We start from the raw sequence: 18,990 nt of genomic DNA, 5'->3' as shown, positions 1-18,990 counted from the left end.
TCAGCCGGAAATTAGTCGGTTGATGTCGTTGTAGAAGGCGAAGGCCATGAGCATGATGAGGAGCGCCAGGCCGATCTGCTGACCGATCTCCATGATGCGCTCCGGAATGGGCCCGCCTTTGATGATTTCCACAACATAATACAGTAAATGCCCCCCATCCAGCACCGGGATGGGCAGCAGGTTCAGGACGCCCAGGCTGATGCTGATCATCGCCACGAACTTGAGGTAATGCGCCAGGCCGAGCTGGGCCGTCTGGCCTGCATAGTCCGCAATCGTGACCGGTCCGGAGAGGTTCTTCCACGAGATCTCACCAAGCAGCATCCTGCCGATCATCTGCAGGCTGAGCACGCTGGTTTCCCACGTCTGGCGCACCGCCTTGGTCAACCCCTCGACTACGCCATAGCGCACGGTGGCGAAAAGCTCGGGGCCGCCGGTGATGCCGGGATCTGCAACACCCACGCCGATGCGGCCGACCTGGTGGCCGTTGTCGGTCTCCAGGTCTGGCGTGAGATTGAAGGTGAGCCTTTCGCCCGCACGCTCGACGTCGAGGCGCAGCTCGCGCCCGGCGGCATGCCGCACGCGGTCGACGAGTTGAGTCCAGCCGGCGAGCGCCTCGCCGTCGATGGCCTTGACTTCGTCGCCCACCCTGATTCCGGCACGCTCCGCGGCACCGCCGGCCACCAGCCGGCCGATCACGGCCGGGATCTGGGGTCTCCATGGGCGCAGACCGATGCGGCCGATCGGATCGCTGCGTCCGTCGTCGATGTCGACGTCCCGCAGGTCGAGGGTACGGAAGGCGTCGACGTCCTCGAGGGTCCTGACATGCAGTACGACGCTGCGGCCATCGACGGCGTATTTCAGCAAAGCCCAGCGCAGCTCCTGCCAGCTACGGATGGGTTCATCGTCGACTGCGACGACGAGATCACCGTCGCGCAGGCCCGCAGCCGCGGCGATCGTCGTCATATCGCCGAGCGCGATGCGCGGCCTCAGTTCGGCGGTGCCGACTGCGAACATTCCCCAGTAGAGCGCGATCGCGAGCAGGAAGTTGGCAATCGGGCCCGCAGCCACGATGGCGAACCGCTTCCAGACGGTCTGGCGGTTGAACGCGCGGTGCAGCTCCTCGCTCGCGACCTCGCCTTCGCGCTCGTCGAGCATCTTGACGTAGCCACCCAGCGGGAAGGCTCCAATCGCCCATTCGGTCCCGTCGCGGCCGGCCCGGCGGACCAGCAGCGCCTTGCCGAAGCCGATGGAGAAGCGCAGCACCTTCACCCCGCAGGCGCGTGCCACCAGGTAATGTCCCAACTCATGGACGAGAATCAGGACGCCGAGGGCGAGCGCGAAGGGAATCAGGTAGTCGAACAGGTTCATCGTGTCATTGCCGCTGGCGGATCTCGACGCGGGCATGCTCGCGCGCCCGCAGATCGGTCGCGAGCACCGCATCCAGCGAATCGACCGGCAAGGACGGCACTTGTTCCAGCGTGCTCTCGATGACCTCTGCGATCTGGCGAAAGCCGATGCCGCCGTCGAGGAAGGCAGCCACGGCTTCCTCGTTGGCGGCGTTCAGGACCGCCGGGGCGCTGCCGCCCGCCCGAAGCGCCTGATAGGCCAGCGCCAGGCAGGGGAAACGTTCGAAATCAGGGCGTTCGAAGTCGAGCCGCGCGATCTCGAACAGGTCGAGTGCACGCACTCCGGCATCGATGCGCTGCGGCCAGGCAAGCGCGTGGGCGATCGGCGTGCGCATGTCCGGATTGCCGAGTTGCGCGATCACCGAGCCATCGACGTAGTCGACCATGGAATGGATCACGCTCTGCGGATGCACGACGACCTGGATCTGATCGGCGCGCGCGCCAAACAGCCAGTGAGCCTCGATCACTTCGAGCCCCTTGTTCATCATCGTCGCCGAATCGACCGAAATCTTGCGCCCCATGACCCAGTTGGGGTGCGCGCAGGCCTGCTCCGGCGTGACGCCCGCGAGTTGCTCGACCGGCGTCGTGCGGAACGGTCCGCCCGAGGCAGTCAGCAACACCCTTCGCACCCCCGCCGCGCGTGGATCACGCCCATAGCCTGCAGGCAAGGACTGGAAGATGGCATTGTGTTCGCTGTCGATCGGGAACAACGCCGCGCCGCTCGCGCTCACCGCATCGATGAAGAGCTGGCCGGAGAGCACCAGCGCTTCCTTGTTGGCCAGCATGAGTTTCTTGCCTGCGCGCGCGGCCGCGAGCGCCGGCCGCAGCCCGGCGGCACCCACGATGGCGGCCATCACCGCGTCGGCGTCGGCGTGCGCAGACACATATTCGAGCCCGTCCACACCGGTAAGCACCTCGGTCCGGCTCCCCGCCGCAGCCAGCGCAGCCTGCAGCGCGGCGACGCCGTTCTCGTCGCCGAGCACCGCATAGCGCGGCGAAAACTGCAGGCATTGCTCGAGCAGCTTGTCGGCCTGGCGCTGCGCGGTCAGCGCGAAGACGGAAAACCGCTCAGGATGACGTGCGATCACGTTCAGCGTGCTGAGACCGATCGAGCCCGTTGCGCCCAGGACGGTGATGCGCTGGTGAGGAGTGTCTGACATGAGGTGAAGCCCGGCAGGATTCAGCGTGCCCACCACAGGGCCGCCAGGCCGGCGATGGGCAAGGTGGACGTGAGACTGTCGATGCGATCGAGGATGCCGCCATGGCCGGGCAGCAGGTTGCCGCTGTCCTTGAGGCCGGCTTGCCGCTTGAGCAGCGATTCGAACAAGTCACCGATGATGCTCACCGCGGTGTAACCGACCAGCACGAAGGCGAAACCACCCCACCCTACCGGCGCCGGCACGTTCAGGGAAACCGACAGTGCAAAGCCGAAGATCAGTACGCCCACGGCCGCGCCGACGGCGCCTTCCCAGGTTTTGCCCGGGCTGATTGAGGGCGCGAGCTTGTGGCGGCCGAACGCTCGCCCGGAGAAGTAGGCCGCGATGTCGGCCACCCAGACGATTGCCATGGCGGCAAGCAGCACCCGAGGATCGATCAGGCGCAGATGTGCGAGCGCGAGCGCGGGCGGCAGCAGCACGACGGCGCCGATGAGGATGGCGGCAAGTGAGCTGGCCAGCTTCCATTTGCGTGTGAGCCACAGCGGGATCACTGCAATCCAGAAGATCGCGCTGACGAGATAGAACCCGCCGAGTTGCGAGGCTGCCAGCGGGCGATCGGCTGCCAGTCCGAGCCAGAAACCCGCAGAAAGGCAGATCAGGCCGAAGCTCAGCGCGAGGATTGCGCGCGGGCGCGTGCCGAAACCAGCGAGCCCGCCCCATTCCCACGCTGCCCCGCCGCACACGAGCGCGCAGAGGCCGAGCCAGCCTGCTGCTGGCAACAGCAGCAAGGCGGACAGGAGCCCGGCAAGGAGGACGATCGCGGTGAGGACGCGCGCCTTAAGCATGACGCCCCGCGGGCGTTGCGCCACCGGCGCCGCCCTGCTCGGTCAGTTGCTCGCTGGTGCGCCCGAAGCGGCGTTCGCGCGTCCGATAGGACTCGATGGCCTTGTCCAGCGCCTCGGCGCCGAAATCGGGCCACAGGGTGTCGGTGAAATAGAGTTCGGCGTAGGCGAGCTGCCACAAGAGGAAGTTGCTGATGCGCTTCTCGCCGCCGGTGCGGATGAAAAGATCGGGCTCCGGCGCAAAATGCGTCGACAGCCCCGCCGCGAGGTCATCCTCGGTGAAACCCGAGCGCTTGTCGGGGTTGCGCTCGAGCATCTTGTTCACCGCGTCGATAATCTCCCAACGCCCGCCATAGTTGGCGGCCACGGTGAGATTGAAGCGGGTGTTGCCGGCGGTCAGCGTCTCGGCGTCGCGGATCATCGTCACCAGCGAGGGATCGAAACGCGACAGGTCGCCGACGACGCGGAACCGGATGCCGTTCTGGTGCAGGCGCTCGACTTCCTTTTGCAGCGACTTCATGAAGAGCTGCATCAGGAAGGACACCTCCTCCACCGGTCGGCGCCAGTTCTCGGAACTGAACGCGAACACCGTCAGATAGGCCACGCCGCGATCCATGCAGGCGCGGATCACTTCACGCAGTGCATCCACGCCGCGGCTGTGCCCGGCCACGCGCGGCAGGAAGCGCTTGCGTGCCCACCTGCCGTTTCCATCCATGATGACGGCGATGTGAGACGGGATGCCTGAAACCGCTGGAATATCCCGCGTCGAGCTGGTGAAGCCTGCTTTTGCCACGATTCGCCTCCTCGCGTGCCCCAATGGGAACAGCCGATCCGGAGGGATCAGATCTGCATCAGTTCCTGTTCTTTCTGCGCCAGCAGCTTGTCGATTTCGGCAACCGCCTTGTCGGTCAACTTCTGGATGTCGTCCTGGGCACGACGCTCGTCGTCCTCGGAGATCGTCTTGTCCTTCACCGCATCCTTCAGGTGCTGGTTGGCGTCGCGGCGCAGATTGCGCACGGCCACCTTGGCCGTCTCGCCTTCGTGGCGAACGATCTTGGTGAGGTCGCGGCGGCGTTCTTCGGTGAGCGCCGGCATCGGCACACGGAGTATTTCACCCATGTTGGCCGGGTTGAGGCCGAGGTCGCTATCGCGGATCGCGCGCTCGATCTTGCCCATCATGTTCTTTTCCCAGGCTTGGACACCCAGGGTGCGGGCGTCGATCAGGGTGATGTTCGCCACCTGGTTGACCGGCACCATCGAGCCGTAATATTCGACCATCACGTGGTCGAGCAGACCGGTGTGCGCGCGACCCGTCCGCACCTTGGCGAGATCCGCCTTCAGCGCCTCGATCGACTTCTGCATCTTCTGCTCGGCCGTTTTCTTGAGTTCGGAAATCATGCGTGCTTCCTCGAATTGGGTTCGACGGGCGGCTCAGGAATGCACCAGCGTGCCCTCGTCCTCGCCTAGTACGACGCGCTTGAGCGCGCCCGGCTTGAAGATCGAGAACACGTTGATCGGCAGCTTCTGGTCGCGGCACAAGGCAAAGGCCGTCGCGTCCAGAACCGCCAGATTGCGACCGATGGCCTCGTCGAAGCTGATGCGATGATAACGCTTGGCGCTGGGGTCCTTCTTCGGATCCGCAGTGTACACGCCATCCACCTTGGTCGCCTTCAGCACGATCTGGGCACCGATTTCGGCGCCGCGAAGCGCAGCTGCGGTGTCGGTGGTGAAGAAGGGGTTGCCGGTGCCGGCAGCGAAGATGACGACACGCCCTTCCTCGAGGTGCCGGATCGCGCGGCCGCGGATGTAGGGCTCGACGACCTGGTCAATGCGCAGCGCCGACTGCACGCGCGCCTCGACGTCCATGCGGCGCATCGCGTCAGCCAGCGCCATCGCGTTCATGACCGTTGCCAGCATGCCCATGTAGTCCGCGGTGGCGCGGTCCATGCCGGACGCAGCGCCCTTCATGCCACGGAAGATGTTTCCGCCGCCGATCACCACACCCACCTGAACGCCGAGACGGGTGATCTCGGCGACCTCGGAAACGATGCGGGTGACGACCTCCTCGTTGATGCCGTAAGGGTCGTCGCCCATCAGGGCTTCACCGGAGAGCTTCAGCAGGATGCGCTTGTAGGCGGCGGACACATCGGACTCCTTACTTCTGCGCGGCTGCGGCAGCGGCGGCGGCCTGCTCGGCCACTTCCGCGGCGAAGTCGGAAACCTTCTTCTCGATGCCTTCGCCAACGATGTACAGCGTGAAGCTGGCCACCGAGGCGCCCTTGGCCTTCAGCAGTTGCTCGATCGTCTGCTTGCCGTCCTCGGCCTTGACGAACACCTGGGCCAGCAGCGTCACTTCCTTGAGGAATTTCTGCACGGTGCCATCAGCAATCTTCTCGAGCATCGCTTCCGGCTTGTTGTCGGCACGGGCCTTCTCAATGGCGATGCGACGCTCGGCGTCGATCAGGTCCTGCGACACGCCGGAGGCGTCCAGCGCCTTGGGCTTGGAGGCAGCGATGTGCATTGCGATGTCACGGCCGAGTTGCTCGTCACCGCCGACCAGGTCCAGCAGCACGCCGATCTTGGCTCCGCCGTGGATGTACGAGTAGAGCTGCCCCTTCGCCTCGACGCGGACGAAACGGCGGAGCGACATGTTCTCGCCGATCTTGCCAACCAGCGCAGCGCGGGTCGACTCGACCGTGCCTTCGCCCAGCGGCAGCGCCGACAGCACGGCGACGTCGACCGGGTTCTTGGTCGAGACCAGTTCGGCGCAGTTCTTGACGAGGGCCAGGAAGTCATCGTTCTTGGCGACGAAGTCGGTCTCGCAGTTGACTTCGATGATCGAGCCGAGCTTGCCGTCGGCGGAGACGTTGACGCAGACGATGCCTTCGGCGGCGATGCGGGCAGCCGCCTTGGAGGCCTTGTTGCCCAGCTTGACGCGCAGGATTTCCTCAGCCTTGGCCATATCGCCGGCGGCTTCGGCGAGCGCCTTCTTGCATTCCATCATCGGCGCGTCGGTCTTCTCGCGCAGTTCCTTGACCATGCTTGCGGTGATTTCCGCCATGCTAGCTCCTGAATGTCTCTATATTGCAAACGGCGGACAAAGCGCCCGCCGCGATCGGAATTCCGTTTGGCAACAGAACCGAGAAATCCATTGCAGGCCGGCACCCGCAGGACGCCGGCCTGGATTCATCAGGCCTGACCCTGCGAACCTTCTTCCTCGACTTCGACGAACTCGTCACCACCGGCGGCGACGATTTCCTGCAGCACCTGGCTGCGGCCCTCGAGCACAGCGTCGGCCACGCCACGGGCGTACAGGCGGATCGCGCGCGACGAGTCGTCGTTACCCGGGATCACGTAGTCAACGCCTTCCGGCGAGTGGTTGGTATCGACCACCGCAACGACCGGGATGCCCAGCTTCTGCGCTTCGGTGATGGCGATCTTGTGATAGCCCACGTCGATCACGAACAGCGCATCCGGCAGGCCGCCCATGTCCTTGATGCCGCCGATGGACTTCTGCAGCTTCTCGAGCTCACGGCGCACGGTCAGCGCCTCGCGCTTGGACAGGCGATCGATCGAGCCGTCTTCCATCATCGCCTCGACTTCCTTCAGGCGCTTGATCGACTGCTTGACCGTCTTGAAGTTGGTCAGCATGCCGCCGAGCCAGCGCTCGTCAACGAAGGGCATGCCGGCACGGCGCGCTTCTTCGGCAATGATCTCGCGCGCCTGGCGCTTGGTGCTGACGAAGAGGATGTTGCCACGGTTGGATGCGAGCTTGCGCACGAAGCTCATCGCTTCCGTGTACTTCGCCATCGTCTTCTCGAGGTTGACGATGTGGATCTTGTTGCGCTGGCCGAAGATGTAGGGGGCCATGCGCGGGTTCCAGAAACGGGTCTGGTGACCGAAATGGACGCCCGCTTCGAGCATCTGACGCATAGTGACGGACATGTGCTGCTCCAGTATCAAGGGTTGGACCGCCGCCCGCCATCGCCGCTGCGCAAGGTGCTTGCAGCAGCGGACCCCGGATTGTCGGGCGTGTGGATTTTGCCTGCCTTGGCAGACAAGCCCGCGATATTAGCACGCGCGGGTTGGCTGGCTCAAGGCAGGCGATGGTGCCGGTTTGCCCGGCGAAGGCGCATGCGATAGCCTGTCAACCCTGTACGCTTCACCGGAACCCCCGACCCCGACATGAGCATCACCATCAAGACGCCCGAAGAAATCGAAAAGATGCGGGTGGCCTGCCGTCTGGCAGCCGAAGTCCTCGATTACATCGATCCCTACGTCAAGCCCGGTGTCACCACCGGCGAACTCGACCGCCTCTGCCACGAATACATGGTCAATGTGCAGCAGGTGATTCCGGCGCCGCTGCACTATGCCCCACCCGGCTACACCCCTTTCCCGAAGTCGATCTGCACCTCGATCAACCATCAGGTTTGCCATGGAATTCCGGGCGACAAGGTGCTCAAGAAGGGCGACATCGTCAATCTCGACATCACCGTCATCAAGGACGAGTATCACGGTGATACCAGCCGCACCTTCATCGTCGGCAGCGACGCCAGCATCATCGCCAAGCGCCTGACGCAGGTCACCTACGAGTGCATGTGGCTGGGCATTGCCGCGGTCAGGCCGGGCGGCCATCTCGGCGATATCGGCGCCGCGATCCAGAAGCATGCGGAAGGCAGCGGCTTTTCGGTGGTGCGCGAGTTCTGTGGCCACGGCATCGGGCGCAAGTTCCACGAGGAGCCGCAAGTGCTGCACTACGGCAAGGCGGGAACCGGCGTTGAATTGAAGCCCGGCATGATCTTCACCATTGAACCGATGATCAACGCCGGCAAGGCGGCCATTTCGGAACTGCCGGACGGCTGGACGATCGTCACCAAGGACCGTAGCCTGTCGGCGCAGTTCGAGCACACCGTGCTCGTCACCGAGACGGGCGTCGAGGTGCTCACTGTGTCCGGGAAGACGCCGCCCGCGCCTGCGCTGGTCGCGGATCGCTTCTCCTGACCCGGGCACCCGCCCCCCTCGCCATGAGCCAAGCCGGCGAAGCAGCCCTGCAAGACATCGTCGCTGCGCTGCGCAGCGAACTGGCGTCCGAATGCGCAGGGCTGCGTGCAGCGTACGAGGGCCAGCCTCGCACCCGGGCGTATCTCGAGGGGCGCGCCAAGGTGGTCGATCGCGTGCTCACGCGCCTGTGGTGCGCCTGCGGCATGCCGGCCGAGGCTGCATTGGTCGCGGTGGGCGGCTACGGACGGGGCGAGTTGTTCCCTCATTCCGATGTCGATCTGCTCTTCCTGCTTCCTGAGGCGCCCGACGAGGCGCTGAGAACCAGGTTGTCGGCGCTGGTCGGCGCGCTGTGGGACATCGGCCTGGAAATCGGCCATTCGGTTCGTACCGTGGACGACTGCCTCGAGGCATCGGAAGCGGACATCACCGTGCAGACCAACCTGCTCGAGGCACGGTTGGTCACCGGTGATCGGGCGCTCTTCGGCGAACTGGTGCGGCGCTACGACCAGCAAATGGATCCGCGCGCCTTCTTCAAGGCGAAGCGGCTCGAGCAGGAACAGCGCTACGCACGCTACAACGACACGCCCTACGCGCTCGAGCCCAATTGCAAGGAAAGTCCGGGCGGCCTGCGCGACCTCCAGATGCTGGGCTGGATCGCCCGCGCCGCGCGCCTGGGCGGCAACTGGCGCGATCTTGCGCGGCATCGCCTGATCACCGGCAGCGAGGCGAGCGACCTTCGCAACATCGAGCGCTTCCTGCAGCATGTCCGCATCCGGCTGCACCTGCTGACCGGCCGCGCGGAAGACCGTGTGCTGTTCGACCATCAGGAAAAACTCGCCAGGCTGATGGGGCTCGAAGCCGCGGGCAGCAAGCGCGCATCCGAAGTGTTCATGCAGCGCTACTACCTGACGGCGAAGATGGTGACGCAACTGAATACCATCCTGCTGCAGAACTACGGCAGCGTGATGTTTCCCGATCGCGGTGCGGCCATCGTCATCAGCGAGCGATTCCAGGCGGTTCGCGAGCTGCTCGACATCCGCCACGAGGACACCTTCGAGCGCCATCCGGCGGCCTTGCTCGAATGCTTCCTGATCCTGCAGCAGCGCTCCGAGCTGAAGGGGATGACGGCGCGTACGCTCCGCGCCCTGTGGCTGAACCGGAACCGAATCAACGCGGAGTTCCGTGCCGATCCGGCACATCGTGCGCTGTTCATGCAGATCGTGCAGCAGAAGCGCGGCATCGTGCATGCGTTCCGGCGCATGAACCAGTACGGCATCCTGTCGCGCTACCTGCCGGCCTGGCGCAAGATCGTCGGCCAGATGCAGCACGACCTCTTCCATGTTTATACGGTCGACCAGCACATCCTGATGGTGCTGCGCAATGTGCGCCGTTTCACGATGGGTGAGCACGCGCACGAATACCCGCTGATGTCGCGCCTTGTCCTTGGCTTTCCGAGACACTGGCTGCTCTACCTCGCCGCCCTCTTCCACGACATCGCCAAGGGGCGCGGCGGCGACCACTCGCGGCTCGGCATGGAGGACGCCCGCGAGTTCTGCACGCAACACGCCCTGCCGCCGGAGGACGTCGAACTGGTGGTCTGGCTGGTTGGGCAGCACCTCACCATGTCACAGTTCGCGCAGAAGGAAGACACCTCCGATCCGGATGTGATCCAGCGCTTCGCCGCCGTTGTCGGCACCGAACGCCGCCTGATTGCGCTTTACCTGCTGACCCATGCCGACATCCGCGGTACCAGCCCGAAAGTCTGGAATGGCTGGAAGGGGCGCTTGCTCGAAGATCTCTTCCTTGCCACGCAGAGACTGCTGCGCGGCGCGACGCCGGCGAAGGCGCTCGGCCTGGACGACCGCCAGGAAGATGCACGACGCCTGTTGCGCTATCACGGCCTGCGGCCGGGGGTCGAAGATGCGCTCTGGTCGCAGCTCGACGCGGTGTACTTCATGCGCCTGACGCCAGACGAGATCGCATGGCATGCGCGGGTCCTCTACCATCGCCCCGCCGCGGATGAACCGGTGGTCAAGGCGCGGGTGGTCGACGACGAAACAGGCATCCAGGTGATGGTCTATGTACCGGACCAGAAGGACCTGTTCGTTCGGCTGACCGGCTTTTTCGGGCGCATGGGTTTCACCATCCTGGACGCCAAGGTGCATACCACCCGCCACGGCTACGCCCTCGACAGTTTCGTGCTGCAGGATCCCGGACATGACATGCCCTATCGCGACATCATCGCGCTCATCGAGCATGAACTGGCCGAGCGCCTGAAGCATCCTGGTGCACCGGAGCGGCCGGCGCGCGGGCGACTGTCACGCCAGGTGAAACACTTCCCCATCACGCCCGAGGTCAGTGTGCGTCCGGACGAAGCGGGCCGGCACTACATCCTTTCGCTCACCGCGGCCGATCGCCCTGGCCTGCTCTTCGATGTGGCCGAGGTGCTCGCGAGCCATGGCATACGGCTGCACACGGCGCGAATCGATACCCTCGGCGAACGCGTCGAGGATACGTTCCTGCTCTCGGGTGGCTGCTTGTCGCAGGACGCCCAGGTACTGAAGGTGGAGCGCGAAATCCTCGACCGGCTGCAGGTCTAGTCGCCGATCAGTGCCCCTTGCCGGCGATGCGGTCCATCGCCGCGTACAGGACGCCGGAGAACAGGAAGGTGATGTGGATGCCCACCATCCACGCCAGATGACGATCGCTGAGATTGCCGACGTTCATGAAGGCCTTGAGCAGTTCGATCCCCGAGATCGCGACGATCGAGCCGATCAGCTTGATCTTGAGGTCGGAGAAGCCGATGTGCCCCATCCAGTCGGGGCGATCCTGGTGGCTGTGCAGATCCTCCATCTTCGAGACGAAGTTCTCGTAGCCGCTGAACATGATGATGATCAGCAGGTTCATGATCAGCGCGATGTCGACCAGCGACAGCACGCCGATGATCAGCTCGCCGCCGGTCGCAGTCATGATGTGGGCGAACAGCCCCCACACCTCCTTGCCGAACTTGACGAGCAGGATGAGCATCGCCAGCACCAGCCCGAAATACACCGGCGCCATGAGCCAGCGGCTGGAGAAGAGCAGATGTTCGAATCCGTTTTCGAGTCGTTTCATGGCTGAGCCCTTGATGTAGCAGAGCGCGCGATTCTAGCAGTGCTGCAATGCAGCATCCTGTCTTGCTTTCAAAAACAGTCCCTGGCCTGCGCATAATATGGCATATACATATTGCACTACGCTTTCAATCGCGCCATATTAATGCATCTCGCATTTTCAGGAGGAGGCGCGAAATGTCACGCAAACCCGGATTGGCTGGCCAGTACGGCCAGGGAATGACCGAGTACATCATCATCGTTGCACTCATCGCCGTCGCTGCCATCGCGGTGTATCAGTATTTCGGGCAGGCAGTCCGCAATCAGACGGCCGCGATCGCAACCGAGATCGCAGGAAGCGACGGAACTTCGGCGAAATCGCGCGCGCAGGCCGCGGCGACCAGCGCTGCGAGCCAGGCGGACACCAAGCGCACGCTCGACAACTACGTCGGGAATACCGGGCGCTGAGTTTCCGCTGGTCCTTCAGAAGTCGTCACGATGTCGCGCACTGTCCTCAAGCCGCTGCCCGGCAACCTGCGCCTGCACGCGCTGGCCCTGGTCGGTGGTGTTGCAACGAGCTTCGCGCACGCGCCCCATGGTGCATGGTTCCTGGCGCCGCTGTCCGGGCTGGCGTTGACCTGGATCGCGGACCGGGCACCCGTGCCCACAGCCGCGCTCGTCGCAGGCGGTCTGTTCGGGGTCGGCCTTTATGGTGCGACACTGAGCTGGCTTTTCACCGGCATTGCTCCATCGGATGCACTCCTGCGTGCTCATGCGCTGCCGTCGGTGCTCATCCTCGCCTTTTCGGCTGCGCCCGCCGTGATTGCGTGGATTGCCATGTCGGCCTGGCGCAGGGGAACGAGCAGCCTCGCGGTCGCCGGCCTGCTCATCCCCGGCCTGTGGACCTTGGGCGAGTGGGCGCGCCACTTCAGCCGCTTCCATTTTCCCTGGGGGCAACTGGGCTACACGCAGGCCCCGGGAAGCCCCTTAAGCGCCTTGTTCCCAGTGATTGGTGCATTGGGCCTGAGCTTCGTCGTCGTGATGCTCGGTGGCTTGCTGGCGCTACTCAGCCTCAGGCATACCCGGCGCGAGTGGCCTGCGACGGTGGCCGCCATTGCGGCGCTGGTCGGCCTTGGCTTGGCAAGCACGGCCATCGAGTGGACGCGGCCTGTCCTTCAGCCGATTCGCATGCGCCTGCTGCAGGGCAATTTTCCGGCCACCGACAAATTCGATCGTGCGCAAGTGTTACGCGCGCTCGACCAGTACCGCAGCGCGTTGCTTGCGAGCGATGCTCCGGTCACCGTACTGCCCGAAACGGCGCTGCCGCTGCTCGAGCACCAGTTGCCTGAGGCTTACATCGCTTCTCTTGAGCGTGCTGCGACGGAGGAGAAGCGTGACCTGCTCATCTCCTTCTTTCGCCCCTCGGGCCTGGACACAGGTGGCTACTTCAGCTCAGCGAGGGTGATCGGTGTTTCCGGTGCGCAGACGCGGGACAAGCGCTTTCTCGTTCCGTTCGGTGAATACCTCCCTGCCACCGGCTTGCTGGGCCTGTTACCCGAACGACCGAGCGGTACGCACATGACCGACACCGTCCCGGGCCTTGTCGACCAGGACGGCATCGTGATGGGAGGCGTCAGGGTGGCGCTGAAGCTGTGTTTCGAGGATCTGTTCGCGAGCGCCTTGAGGTCGGAGGATGCCGCCGCCGGCTACCTTGTCGTCATCTCCAACGATAGCTGGGAAGGCAGCGACGCACCGATGCATCAGCACCTGCAGGTTGCGCAGGCGCGTGCGGCAGAGGCGGGCAAGCCGCTGCTGCGGGTGGCCAATACCGGCTGGAGCGCGTCGATCGACCATCGAGGCCGCATCGTCGCGGCAGCGCCTCCGAATCGACCCGCCGTGCTGGATGCCGCAGTCCAGCCGCGCGAGGGAGTGACGCCCTACACGCGTTACGGCGACGCAATCCCTGTCGGCTTCGCCGCGCTTGCCGCCGTGCTCGCGGTGCTGGGTGTCGGCCCTGCCAGCCGCGGCGGTGCCCCCCACATCGTGGTGCGGACATGATGCGTACGCGAAATGCCGGACAGGCGCTGCCGCTCGGCCTCTTCTTCATGCTCGGCTCGGCGGTGGTGATGTACTTCATGTTCAACAGCGGCCGCGTCGTCGATGAGAAGCTCCGCATCACGAACGCAGCCGACAGTGCGGCCTACAGCGTGGCCGTCCTCGAGGCGCGCGCGCTCAACTTCGATGCCTACTCCAACCGCGCGATCGTCGCGAACCAGGTCGCGATCGCCCAGGCGGTGAGTCTTGCTTCATGGATCCATTACTTTGGTACTGGCGTTGACAACGCGGACGCGCTCGCGGACGTCGCATCGAGCTGGATCTACGACCCGGAAGAATATCCCCGGCTGGCAAGCCTCGTTGCCGCTTTCGGCGGCACCGCCTATCTCGACCATGTCACCGGCGGGGTGACGGATGGTGCGGTGCGTGTCCTGGATGAAGGCCTTGCCGCCATCGTCTCAGCGCACGACCTGGTTTCGCAGGCGCTGTCGCAATCGCAGTCGATCATTCACACGGCACTGAGCGCCGGCGCAGCGCAGCGCACGCTGGCAAACGAAATCGTGCATCGCATCGACCCCGCGATGTCGGCGGAGCTGATCGTGACGGGTCATGGTTTCGATGCCTTCACAAAGGCGTATCGGAAGGACGACCCCGATGGCGACGGGCGCGGTCGGCTCGCCGAAACGGTGCTTCGGTCGCGGGACGCGTTCACCGCCGAGCGACGCTGGTCCATCGACGGGCCCGACATCTGGCCCCTGCAGCGCAATGTCGAGTTGAAGCGGCGTGGTGGCACCGATCTCATCAACTACGACGAGTGGCGTGCGATCGATACGCTGGAGCACCAGGGTCAGCGCTTGCGCAAGGGGAGCTGGCGCTGGCGGCGCACCTCCCTGGCCTGGGGAGCGGCGGAAGCGGACAGCGACGATGGTGCGTCGGGCACCGGTTTCCACGGCGGCACGTACGCCGACAACCGGCGCACCACGAAGATGTACGCCGAGCCTTCGATGCTGGATCTCGATGAACTCGGCGCTCGATTCAGCGGCCTGCCCACGACACGCGATCTCGCGCGGCTCGAGCCGTCGCAATCGGCGAGAACGGGAGTCAGCCTGCGCGTGAGCAAGCCAGGTGGCAGCCTGCGGATGTCCGGCGGCAACAGCGTCGTGCAGCCATCGGGGCGCCTGCGCCAATTCAATGCGGCGCCGCCAGGCGAAGAGATGGCCGCGCTGTCGCGTGCAGAAGTTTTCTTCGACCGCATCGACGAACGCAGGGACGGCGGGCGCGAGTACCCCAGCCTGTATAGCCCCTATTGGGAGGTGCGCCTGGTGAGTCCGACGGCTGACGATCGCGCCTGGGCAGCAGCACGTCAGGAAGGCGCGTTGCTGCCATGACGCGACGAAGCGCCTCCTCCGCCCAGCGCGGTCAGTCCCTCGCCGAGTTTGCGGTGCTGATGCTCGTCCTGGTGCCGCTCTTCCTGGCCATTCCGCTTCTCGGCAAATACCAGGACCTGGCACACATGTCGGAGAGCGCGGCGCGCTACCTGGCTTTCGAAGCCACAGCAGCCCGCGCCGACGGTGGGCGCCGCACCGATGCAGAACTGGCACAAGAGGTGCGCAGGCGCTTCTTCGGCAACAGCGATGCGGCCATCAAGACGGGCGACGTGGCAGGAGATTTCGCCACCCACCGCAACCCCTTGTGGGTCGATCACAGCGGTCGGCCGCTGCTGGAGCACGTCGAGACCGATGTCGCTGTGCGCACTCGATCCCTGCGATCGGGGTCGCAGCCGGCCGCCCTGATCCTGGGCACGAGTGGCTTCGGCCTCCCCGACAGCGAGCTGCACGAGGGCGTCGTCACGGTCAGGCCGCGAGACATCGCCAACCTGCCGCCATTCGATGCTCTCGGTCTCGAAATCCGCCGCCATCAGGTACTGCTTGCACACGGCTGGGCAGCGGCGGGCGCCGACGATCTGGCAGATCGCATCGCGGGCGGACGCGCGCTCGTCTATCCGATTGCGCCGCTGAAATTGCTCGGTGAAACGGTCGGGCGCCTGCCGCCGCTCGTCCTCGATCCGGCCATGCGGGTCGGAGACATCAAGCCGGACGTGGTGCCATGCGACAGGCTGGAGGGCGGATGCTGACCGCCGCCTTACCCCCCTCGCGTCTGCGTGGTCACGCCGCCGCGCTGGCAGCGCTCCTCGCGCAGTTCGGCGCTGTCGAAGCTGCACCCCACGAACGCATGCCGTTCGCCGCAACCGAATTAACCGAGATCGCCCCGGAGCTGAGGTTCAACGGCACACCGATGCGCATCCGGGTGTTGCAGGTGTCGCGCCCCTATGCCGAGGTGCTTGCCCATAGCAGGCACTGGCTCGGCTCGCAGCGGGTGGAGCAGGATGTGCAGGGTTGGAAGGTGCTCGCCCGGAAACAGGGAGACAGCCTGATCACCCTGCGCTTGCGGCCCGATGGCACATCGGGTACCACCGGCACACTCTCCGAAGCTCCCCTGTCGCCGATTCGGCACCGGCCCTTCGACGAATTTGCCCTGCCGACCGGCACCCGGGTCGCAAGCACGGTCTTGACCGTCGATGCGGGCAGGCATTCGCACCTGCATACCTTTCTCAACAGCCAGTCGATCGGCGCGAACGTCGACCATTTTCGTTCCGTCCTGCACGCGCGCGGCTATCGCCTCATGCATCACACCGGCGGCGGCAACGGGCTGGCCGCAGGGCGGAGCCTCTGGTTCAGCAGAAACGGGGGCGATGCCCTGTTGATCGTCACCCGGCTTGGCAGCGACGCGGGGCAGCCGGGCACGACGGCAATCACGCTCAACCTGCTCTCGGGCGAGCCGGGAGGTCGCTGAATGCAACGACATCGCGCCCGCATCCTGCCTGCGTCGGCCCGCGGCCAGTCGGCCGTCGAGTTGCTGGTGCTCCTCGGCATCGTGGTTGGCCTCTTCGCGCTCCCCTACGGCGGAAGTGCGTCCCTGGCGCAGGTGTTCACCGACGCGATCGGGATCGGGTTCGATCGCTTCCTCGCCGCACTCTCACTCCCCCAATAAGCCGGAATCCGCCCATGAGATTGCATCGCAACTGGCTCATCCTCACTGCTGCCCTGGTGATCGGTGCCGGCGCTGCGCTGACCGCCATGCGTTACCTGGATGACCGCGTCGCAGACATCGAGCGCCGGGTCGAGCAGCGCACCGCGCGCGCGGTCGTCGCGAAGGAGGACATGGCAGCCGGCGAGGCATTGGACCACGGCCGCGTCGCGGTGCGCGAGGTCCCGGTGGAGTGGCTGCATTCCAGCGCAATCTCGCCCGAACAGTTCGACCGCGCAACCGGTGCAGTGCTGGGTTTCCCGGCGCGCCGCGGGGAACCGCTGCTGTGGTCGCAACTGCAGGACCGGCGCCCGCCCACGCTATCTGCGCGCCTGGCGCCTGGCCGCCGGGCTGTGACCCTTGCGGTGGATGAGATCAGCTCGATTGCCGGGCTGCTCGAGCCGGGGGACGTCGTCGACCTGCTGCTCACCGTGCGCCGCAACCAGGAAAATCTCAGCGTCCTGCTCCTGCAGGATGTCGGGGTGCTCGCTGCGGGAGCGCGTACCGTCGCGGCTGCGGGGCACGAGGGCACCGAGCGCCGCTATTCGACCGTCACACTGGACGCGAGCGCCGAGGAAGCGCAGCGCATCGTCGCCGCGCGAACCGTCGGGACGATCACCGCCGTCCTGCGTGGTCAGGGCGATCGCGCGAAGCTGCCGCCGCTGCGGCGCGATGCCTTCGCGCTGCTCGGGCTCGAACAGCCGCTCATGCGGACGGCTCCGCCCGTGCCGGTGATCTACGGTGGCAATGGGGCGGCGGCGATGCCCGCCCCTATGCCCGAGGATTTTCCGCGACCGGGCAGGAACACGGCTTTTTCCCCGACGACAACAGCGGATCCCCCCCTCGCCGTCAATTCCGGCCCGACTTCGCGCCCGCCTGCCGGTCCAGCCCCGCGATGACGCGGTCACACGCCGTTCGCATCCCCTCCGCCTTCCTTTCCACGCTCGCCTTCATGCAACCATGTCCTGCAAAACGTTCTGCCTCCTCAGCCTGTGCGCCCTGCTCGCCCTCCATCCATGCGCGCACGCAACCCGCGCAGTGCCCACCGATGGCGAGGCGGCGGCGGATGCGGCGACGTTCACCGAATTGAAGCTCTTTGCCGGCGAAAGCCGTGTGCTCCCGCAGCGCAATGCCAGCCGGCTTGCCGTGGGTGACGGCAAGGTGTTGTCTGCAGCGGTGCTCGACGACCGGGAAATCCTGTTGATGGCAAACGCACCAGGCGAGACCACCCTGCATGTGTGGTCCCGCGGCGGGCGCAGTCATCGGTTGAAGGTCGTCGTGCAGGGTAACGACATGGCCCGCGTTGCACGTGATCTGCAGTCCTTCTTCCGCGACATCCCCAATGTCAGGTCGCGCAGCATCGGCGACAACATCCTGATCGAGGGCGCCGACATCGCCGACGCGGACCGTGATCGCATCTCGGAGATCGTCAAGCGCTTCCCGCAGGTCATCGACTTCACCAGCCGCGTGGGCTTCGACCGGATGTTCGAGTTCGACGTACGCTTCGTCGAGATCTCCCGCAGCGGGCTTGAGGATCTCGGCATCGACTGGACGACGCAGGGCAAGCCGCTGCTTGGCTTCGAGATTGCAGGGGATCTCTACCACAACAATCGCGAGGGTCGGGCGGTCTCCGCTGCACTCGACGATGGCAACCAGCGCAGCGAGGTGGAGATCGCCGCCGATCGCCTGCGACGCTTCACCACCCGGGTGAGCGTGGTGGGCTCGCTGTTCGGCCGGCTCAACCTGCTGGCGCAGAAGGGCGACGCGGTCATCCTCGCCCAGCCGCGCCTGGCCGCCCGCAATCGCGGCACCGCCAGCTTCCTTGCCGGCGGCGAGATCCCGGTCGCCACGGCATCGGCCACAGGAACGCCCAGCGTCAGCTTCAAGGAGTACGGCATCCGCCTCGAGATCCTCGCTCCTGTCGCCGACGACTCGGGCGCCATCCGCGCGCGCATCAAGACCGAGGTCAGCTCGCTGGACCGCAGCGTGGCCGTGATGGGCGTGCCCGGCCTGCTGTCGCGCCGCACCGAGACCGAATTCAACCTGCGCGAAGGCGAGACGCTGGCCCTGTCCGGCGTGATCAGCCGTGACCAGGCCAAGGACGTCAGCGCAGTGCCGTATCTGGGTGAAGTGCCGGTGCTGGGCAACCTGTTCCGCTCCACGCGATTCCAGAATCGCGAGAGCGAACTGGTGGTGTTCCTCACGCCGCGTGTGCTGCGCAGCGATCCGGGGCTGGTCGGATCCGCCGCGCTCGAACTCGAGCGACGCGCCGGCCGCAGCCTTGTGCCTTCGCAGTCCGAGCCGGCGAGCGCATCCGCGCCGCAGTCGCAGGTCGTCCCGGCCGGAGAGTGAG

The 18,990-nt window shown here is 65.5% G+C and carries 19 protein-coding genes; 10 read left to right on the top strand and 9 right to left on the bottom strand.

Annotated features, from left to right (window positions below; genetic code table 11):
• From rseP to rpsB, 8 genes are all read right to left on the bottom strand, one after another.
• Entirely contained in the window at positions 1–1,368 is a 1,368-nt protein-coding gene (rseP, locus tag GH664_RS15350) for an RIP metalloprotease RseP (RefSeq protein WP_153168990.1), read from the bottom strand.
• A gap of 4 nt (positions 1,369–1,372) precedes the next feature.
• Positions 1,373–2,566, bottom strand: a complete 1,194-nt coding sequence (gene ispC, locus GH664_RS15345) for a 1-deoxy-D-xylulose-5-phosphate reductoisomerase (protein ID WP_153168958.1) — start codon at positions 2,564–2,566, stop codon at positions 1,373–1,375.
• 20 nt (positions 2,567–2,586) lie between these two features.
• A complete protein-coding gene (locus GH664_RS15340; protein ID WP_153168957.1) occupies positions 2,587–3,408 on the bottom strand; it encodes a phosphatidate cytidylyltransferase in 822 nt (273 codons plus the stop codon).
• Complete coding sequence (gene uppS, locus GH664_RS15335; protein WP_194270423.1) at positions 3,401–4,198, bottom strand: polyprenyl diphosphate synthase; 798 nt, start codon at positions 4,196–4,198, stop codon at positions 3,401–3,403. Before uppS ends, GH664_RS15340 begins: the two co-directional genes overlap by 8 nt.
• Positions 4,199–4,245: 47 nt before the next feature.
• Positions 4,246–4,803: a ribosome recycling factor gene (frr, locus tag GH664_RS15330; RefSeq protein ID WP_153168956.1), complete on the bottom strand. Its 558-nt coding sequence runs from the start codon at positions 4,801–4,803 to the stop codon at positions 4,246–4,248.
• 33 nt (positions 4,804–4,836) lie between these two features.
• Positions 4,837–5,550, bottom strand: coding sequence for a UMP kinase (gene pyrH / locus GH664_RS15325; RefSeq protein ID WP_153168955.1), 714 nt, complete (start codon positions 5,548–5,550; stop codon positions 4,837–4,839).
• A 10-nt stretch (positions 5,551–5,560) separates the two neighbouring features.
• Complete coding sequence (gene tsf, locus GH664_RS15320) at positions 5,561–6,466, bottom strand: translation elongation factor Ts (protein WP_153168954.1); 906 nt, start codon at positions 6,464–6,466, stop codon at positions 5,561–5,563.
• A 128-nt stretch (positions 6,467–6,594) separates the two neighbouring features.
• Positions 6,595–7,350: a 30S ribosomal protein S2 gene (gene rpsB, locus GH664_RS15315; protein WP_153168953.1), complete on the bottom strand. Its 756-nt coding sequence runs from the start codon at positions 7,348–7,350 to the stop codon at positions 6,595–6,597.
• A gap of 240 nt (positions 7,351–7,590) precedes the next feature.
• Here rpsB and map point away from each other — a divergent pair, with 240 nt between their 5' ends.
• The gene (gene map, locus GH664_RS15310; protein WP_153168952.1) at positions 7,591–8,406 is read left to right on the top strand and encodes a type I methionyl aminopeptidase; all 816 of its coding nucleotides are present in this window, start codon (positions 7,591–7,593) and stop codon (positions 8,404–8,406) included.
• Between the two features lie 23 nt (positions 8,407–8,429).
• A complete protein-coding gene (locus GH664_RS15305; RefSeq protein WP_153168951.1) occupies positions 8,430–11,006 on the top strand; it encodes a [protein-PII] uridylyltransferase in 2,577 nt (858 codons plus the stop codon).
• Between the two features lie 7 nt (positions 11,007–11,013).
• Here GH664_RS15305 and GH664_RS15300 read toward each other — a convergent pair whose 3' ends face one another.
• Positions 11,014–11,520 (bottom strand): TIGR00645 family protein, encoded by a 507-nt coding sequence (locus GH664_RS15300; protein WP_153168950.1) that lies wholly within the window; start codon positions 11,518–11,520, stop codon positions 11,014–11,016.
• Positions 11,521–11,693: 173 nt separating this feature from the next.
• On the opposite strand from GH664_RS15300, the gene GH664_RS15295 reads away from it, so the two are divergent.
• The 8 genes from GH664_RS15295 (at position 11,694) to GH664_RS15260 (ending at position 18,989) form a co-directional block, all read left to right on the top strand.
• Positions 11,694–11,963 (top strand): hypothetical protein, encoded by a 270-nt coding sequence (locus tag GH664_RS15295; protein ID WP_153168949.1) that lies wholly within the window; start codon positions 11,694–11,696, stop codon positions 11,961–11,963.
• A gap of 30 nt (positions 11,964–11,993) precedes the next feature.
• Entirely contained in the window at positions 11,994–13,553 is a 1,560-nt protein-coding gene (gene lnt, locus GH664_RS15290; RefSeq protein WP_153168948.1) for an apolipoprotein N-acyltransferase, read from the top strand.
• Positions 13,550–14,938, top strand: coding sequence for a pilus assembly protein TadG-related protein (locus GH664_RS15285; RefSeq protein ID WP_153168947.1), 1,389 nt, complete (start codon positions 13,550–13,552; stop codon positions 14,936–14,938). The genes lnt and GH664_RS15285 overlap by 4 nt, the downstream gene beginning before the upstream one ends.
• A 59-nt stretch (positions 14,939–14,997) precedes the next feature.
• Entirely contained in the window at positions 14,998–15,684 is a 687-nt protein-coding gene (locus GH664_RS15280) for a hypothetical protein (protein ID WP_228111556.1), read from the top strand.
• Positions 15,678–16,403: a hypothetical protein gene (locus GH664_RS15275; RefSeq protein WP_153168945.1), complete on the top strand. Its 726-nt coding sequence runs from the start codon at positions 15,678–15,680 to the stop codon at positions 16,401–16,403. Before GH664_RS15280 ends, GH664_RS15275 begins: the two co-directional genes overlap by 7 nt.
• Positions 16,404–16,601, top strand: coding sequence for a hypothetical protein (locus GH664_RS15270; protein WP_153168944.1), 198 nt, complete (start codon positions 16,404–16,406; stop codon positions 16,599–16,601).
• Positions 16,602–16,615: 14 nt separating this feature from the next.
• Positions 16,616–17,536, top strand: coding sequence for a Flp pilus assembly protein CpaB (gene cpaB, locus GH664_RS15265; protein ID WP_153168943.1), 921 nt, complete (start codon positions 16,616–16,618; stop codon positions 17,534–17,536).
• Positions 17,537–17,597: 61 nt separating this feature from the next.
• On the top strand, positions 17,598–18,989 hold the full coding sequence (locus GH664_RS15260; RefSeq protein WP_153168942.1) for a type II and III secretion system protein family protein: 1,392 nt from the start codon (positions 17,598–17,600) through the stop codon (positions 18,987–18,989).
• The last annotated feature ends 1 nt before the right edge of the window (position 18,990 follow it).

Source organism: Thauera sp. 2A1 (genome assembly GCF_009469595.2).
Lineage (GTDB): Bacteria > Pseudomonadota > Gammaproteobacteria > Burkholderiales > Rhodocyclaceae > Thauera.
This window is presented reverse-complemented; position numbering and strand designations above follow the sequence as displayed.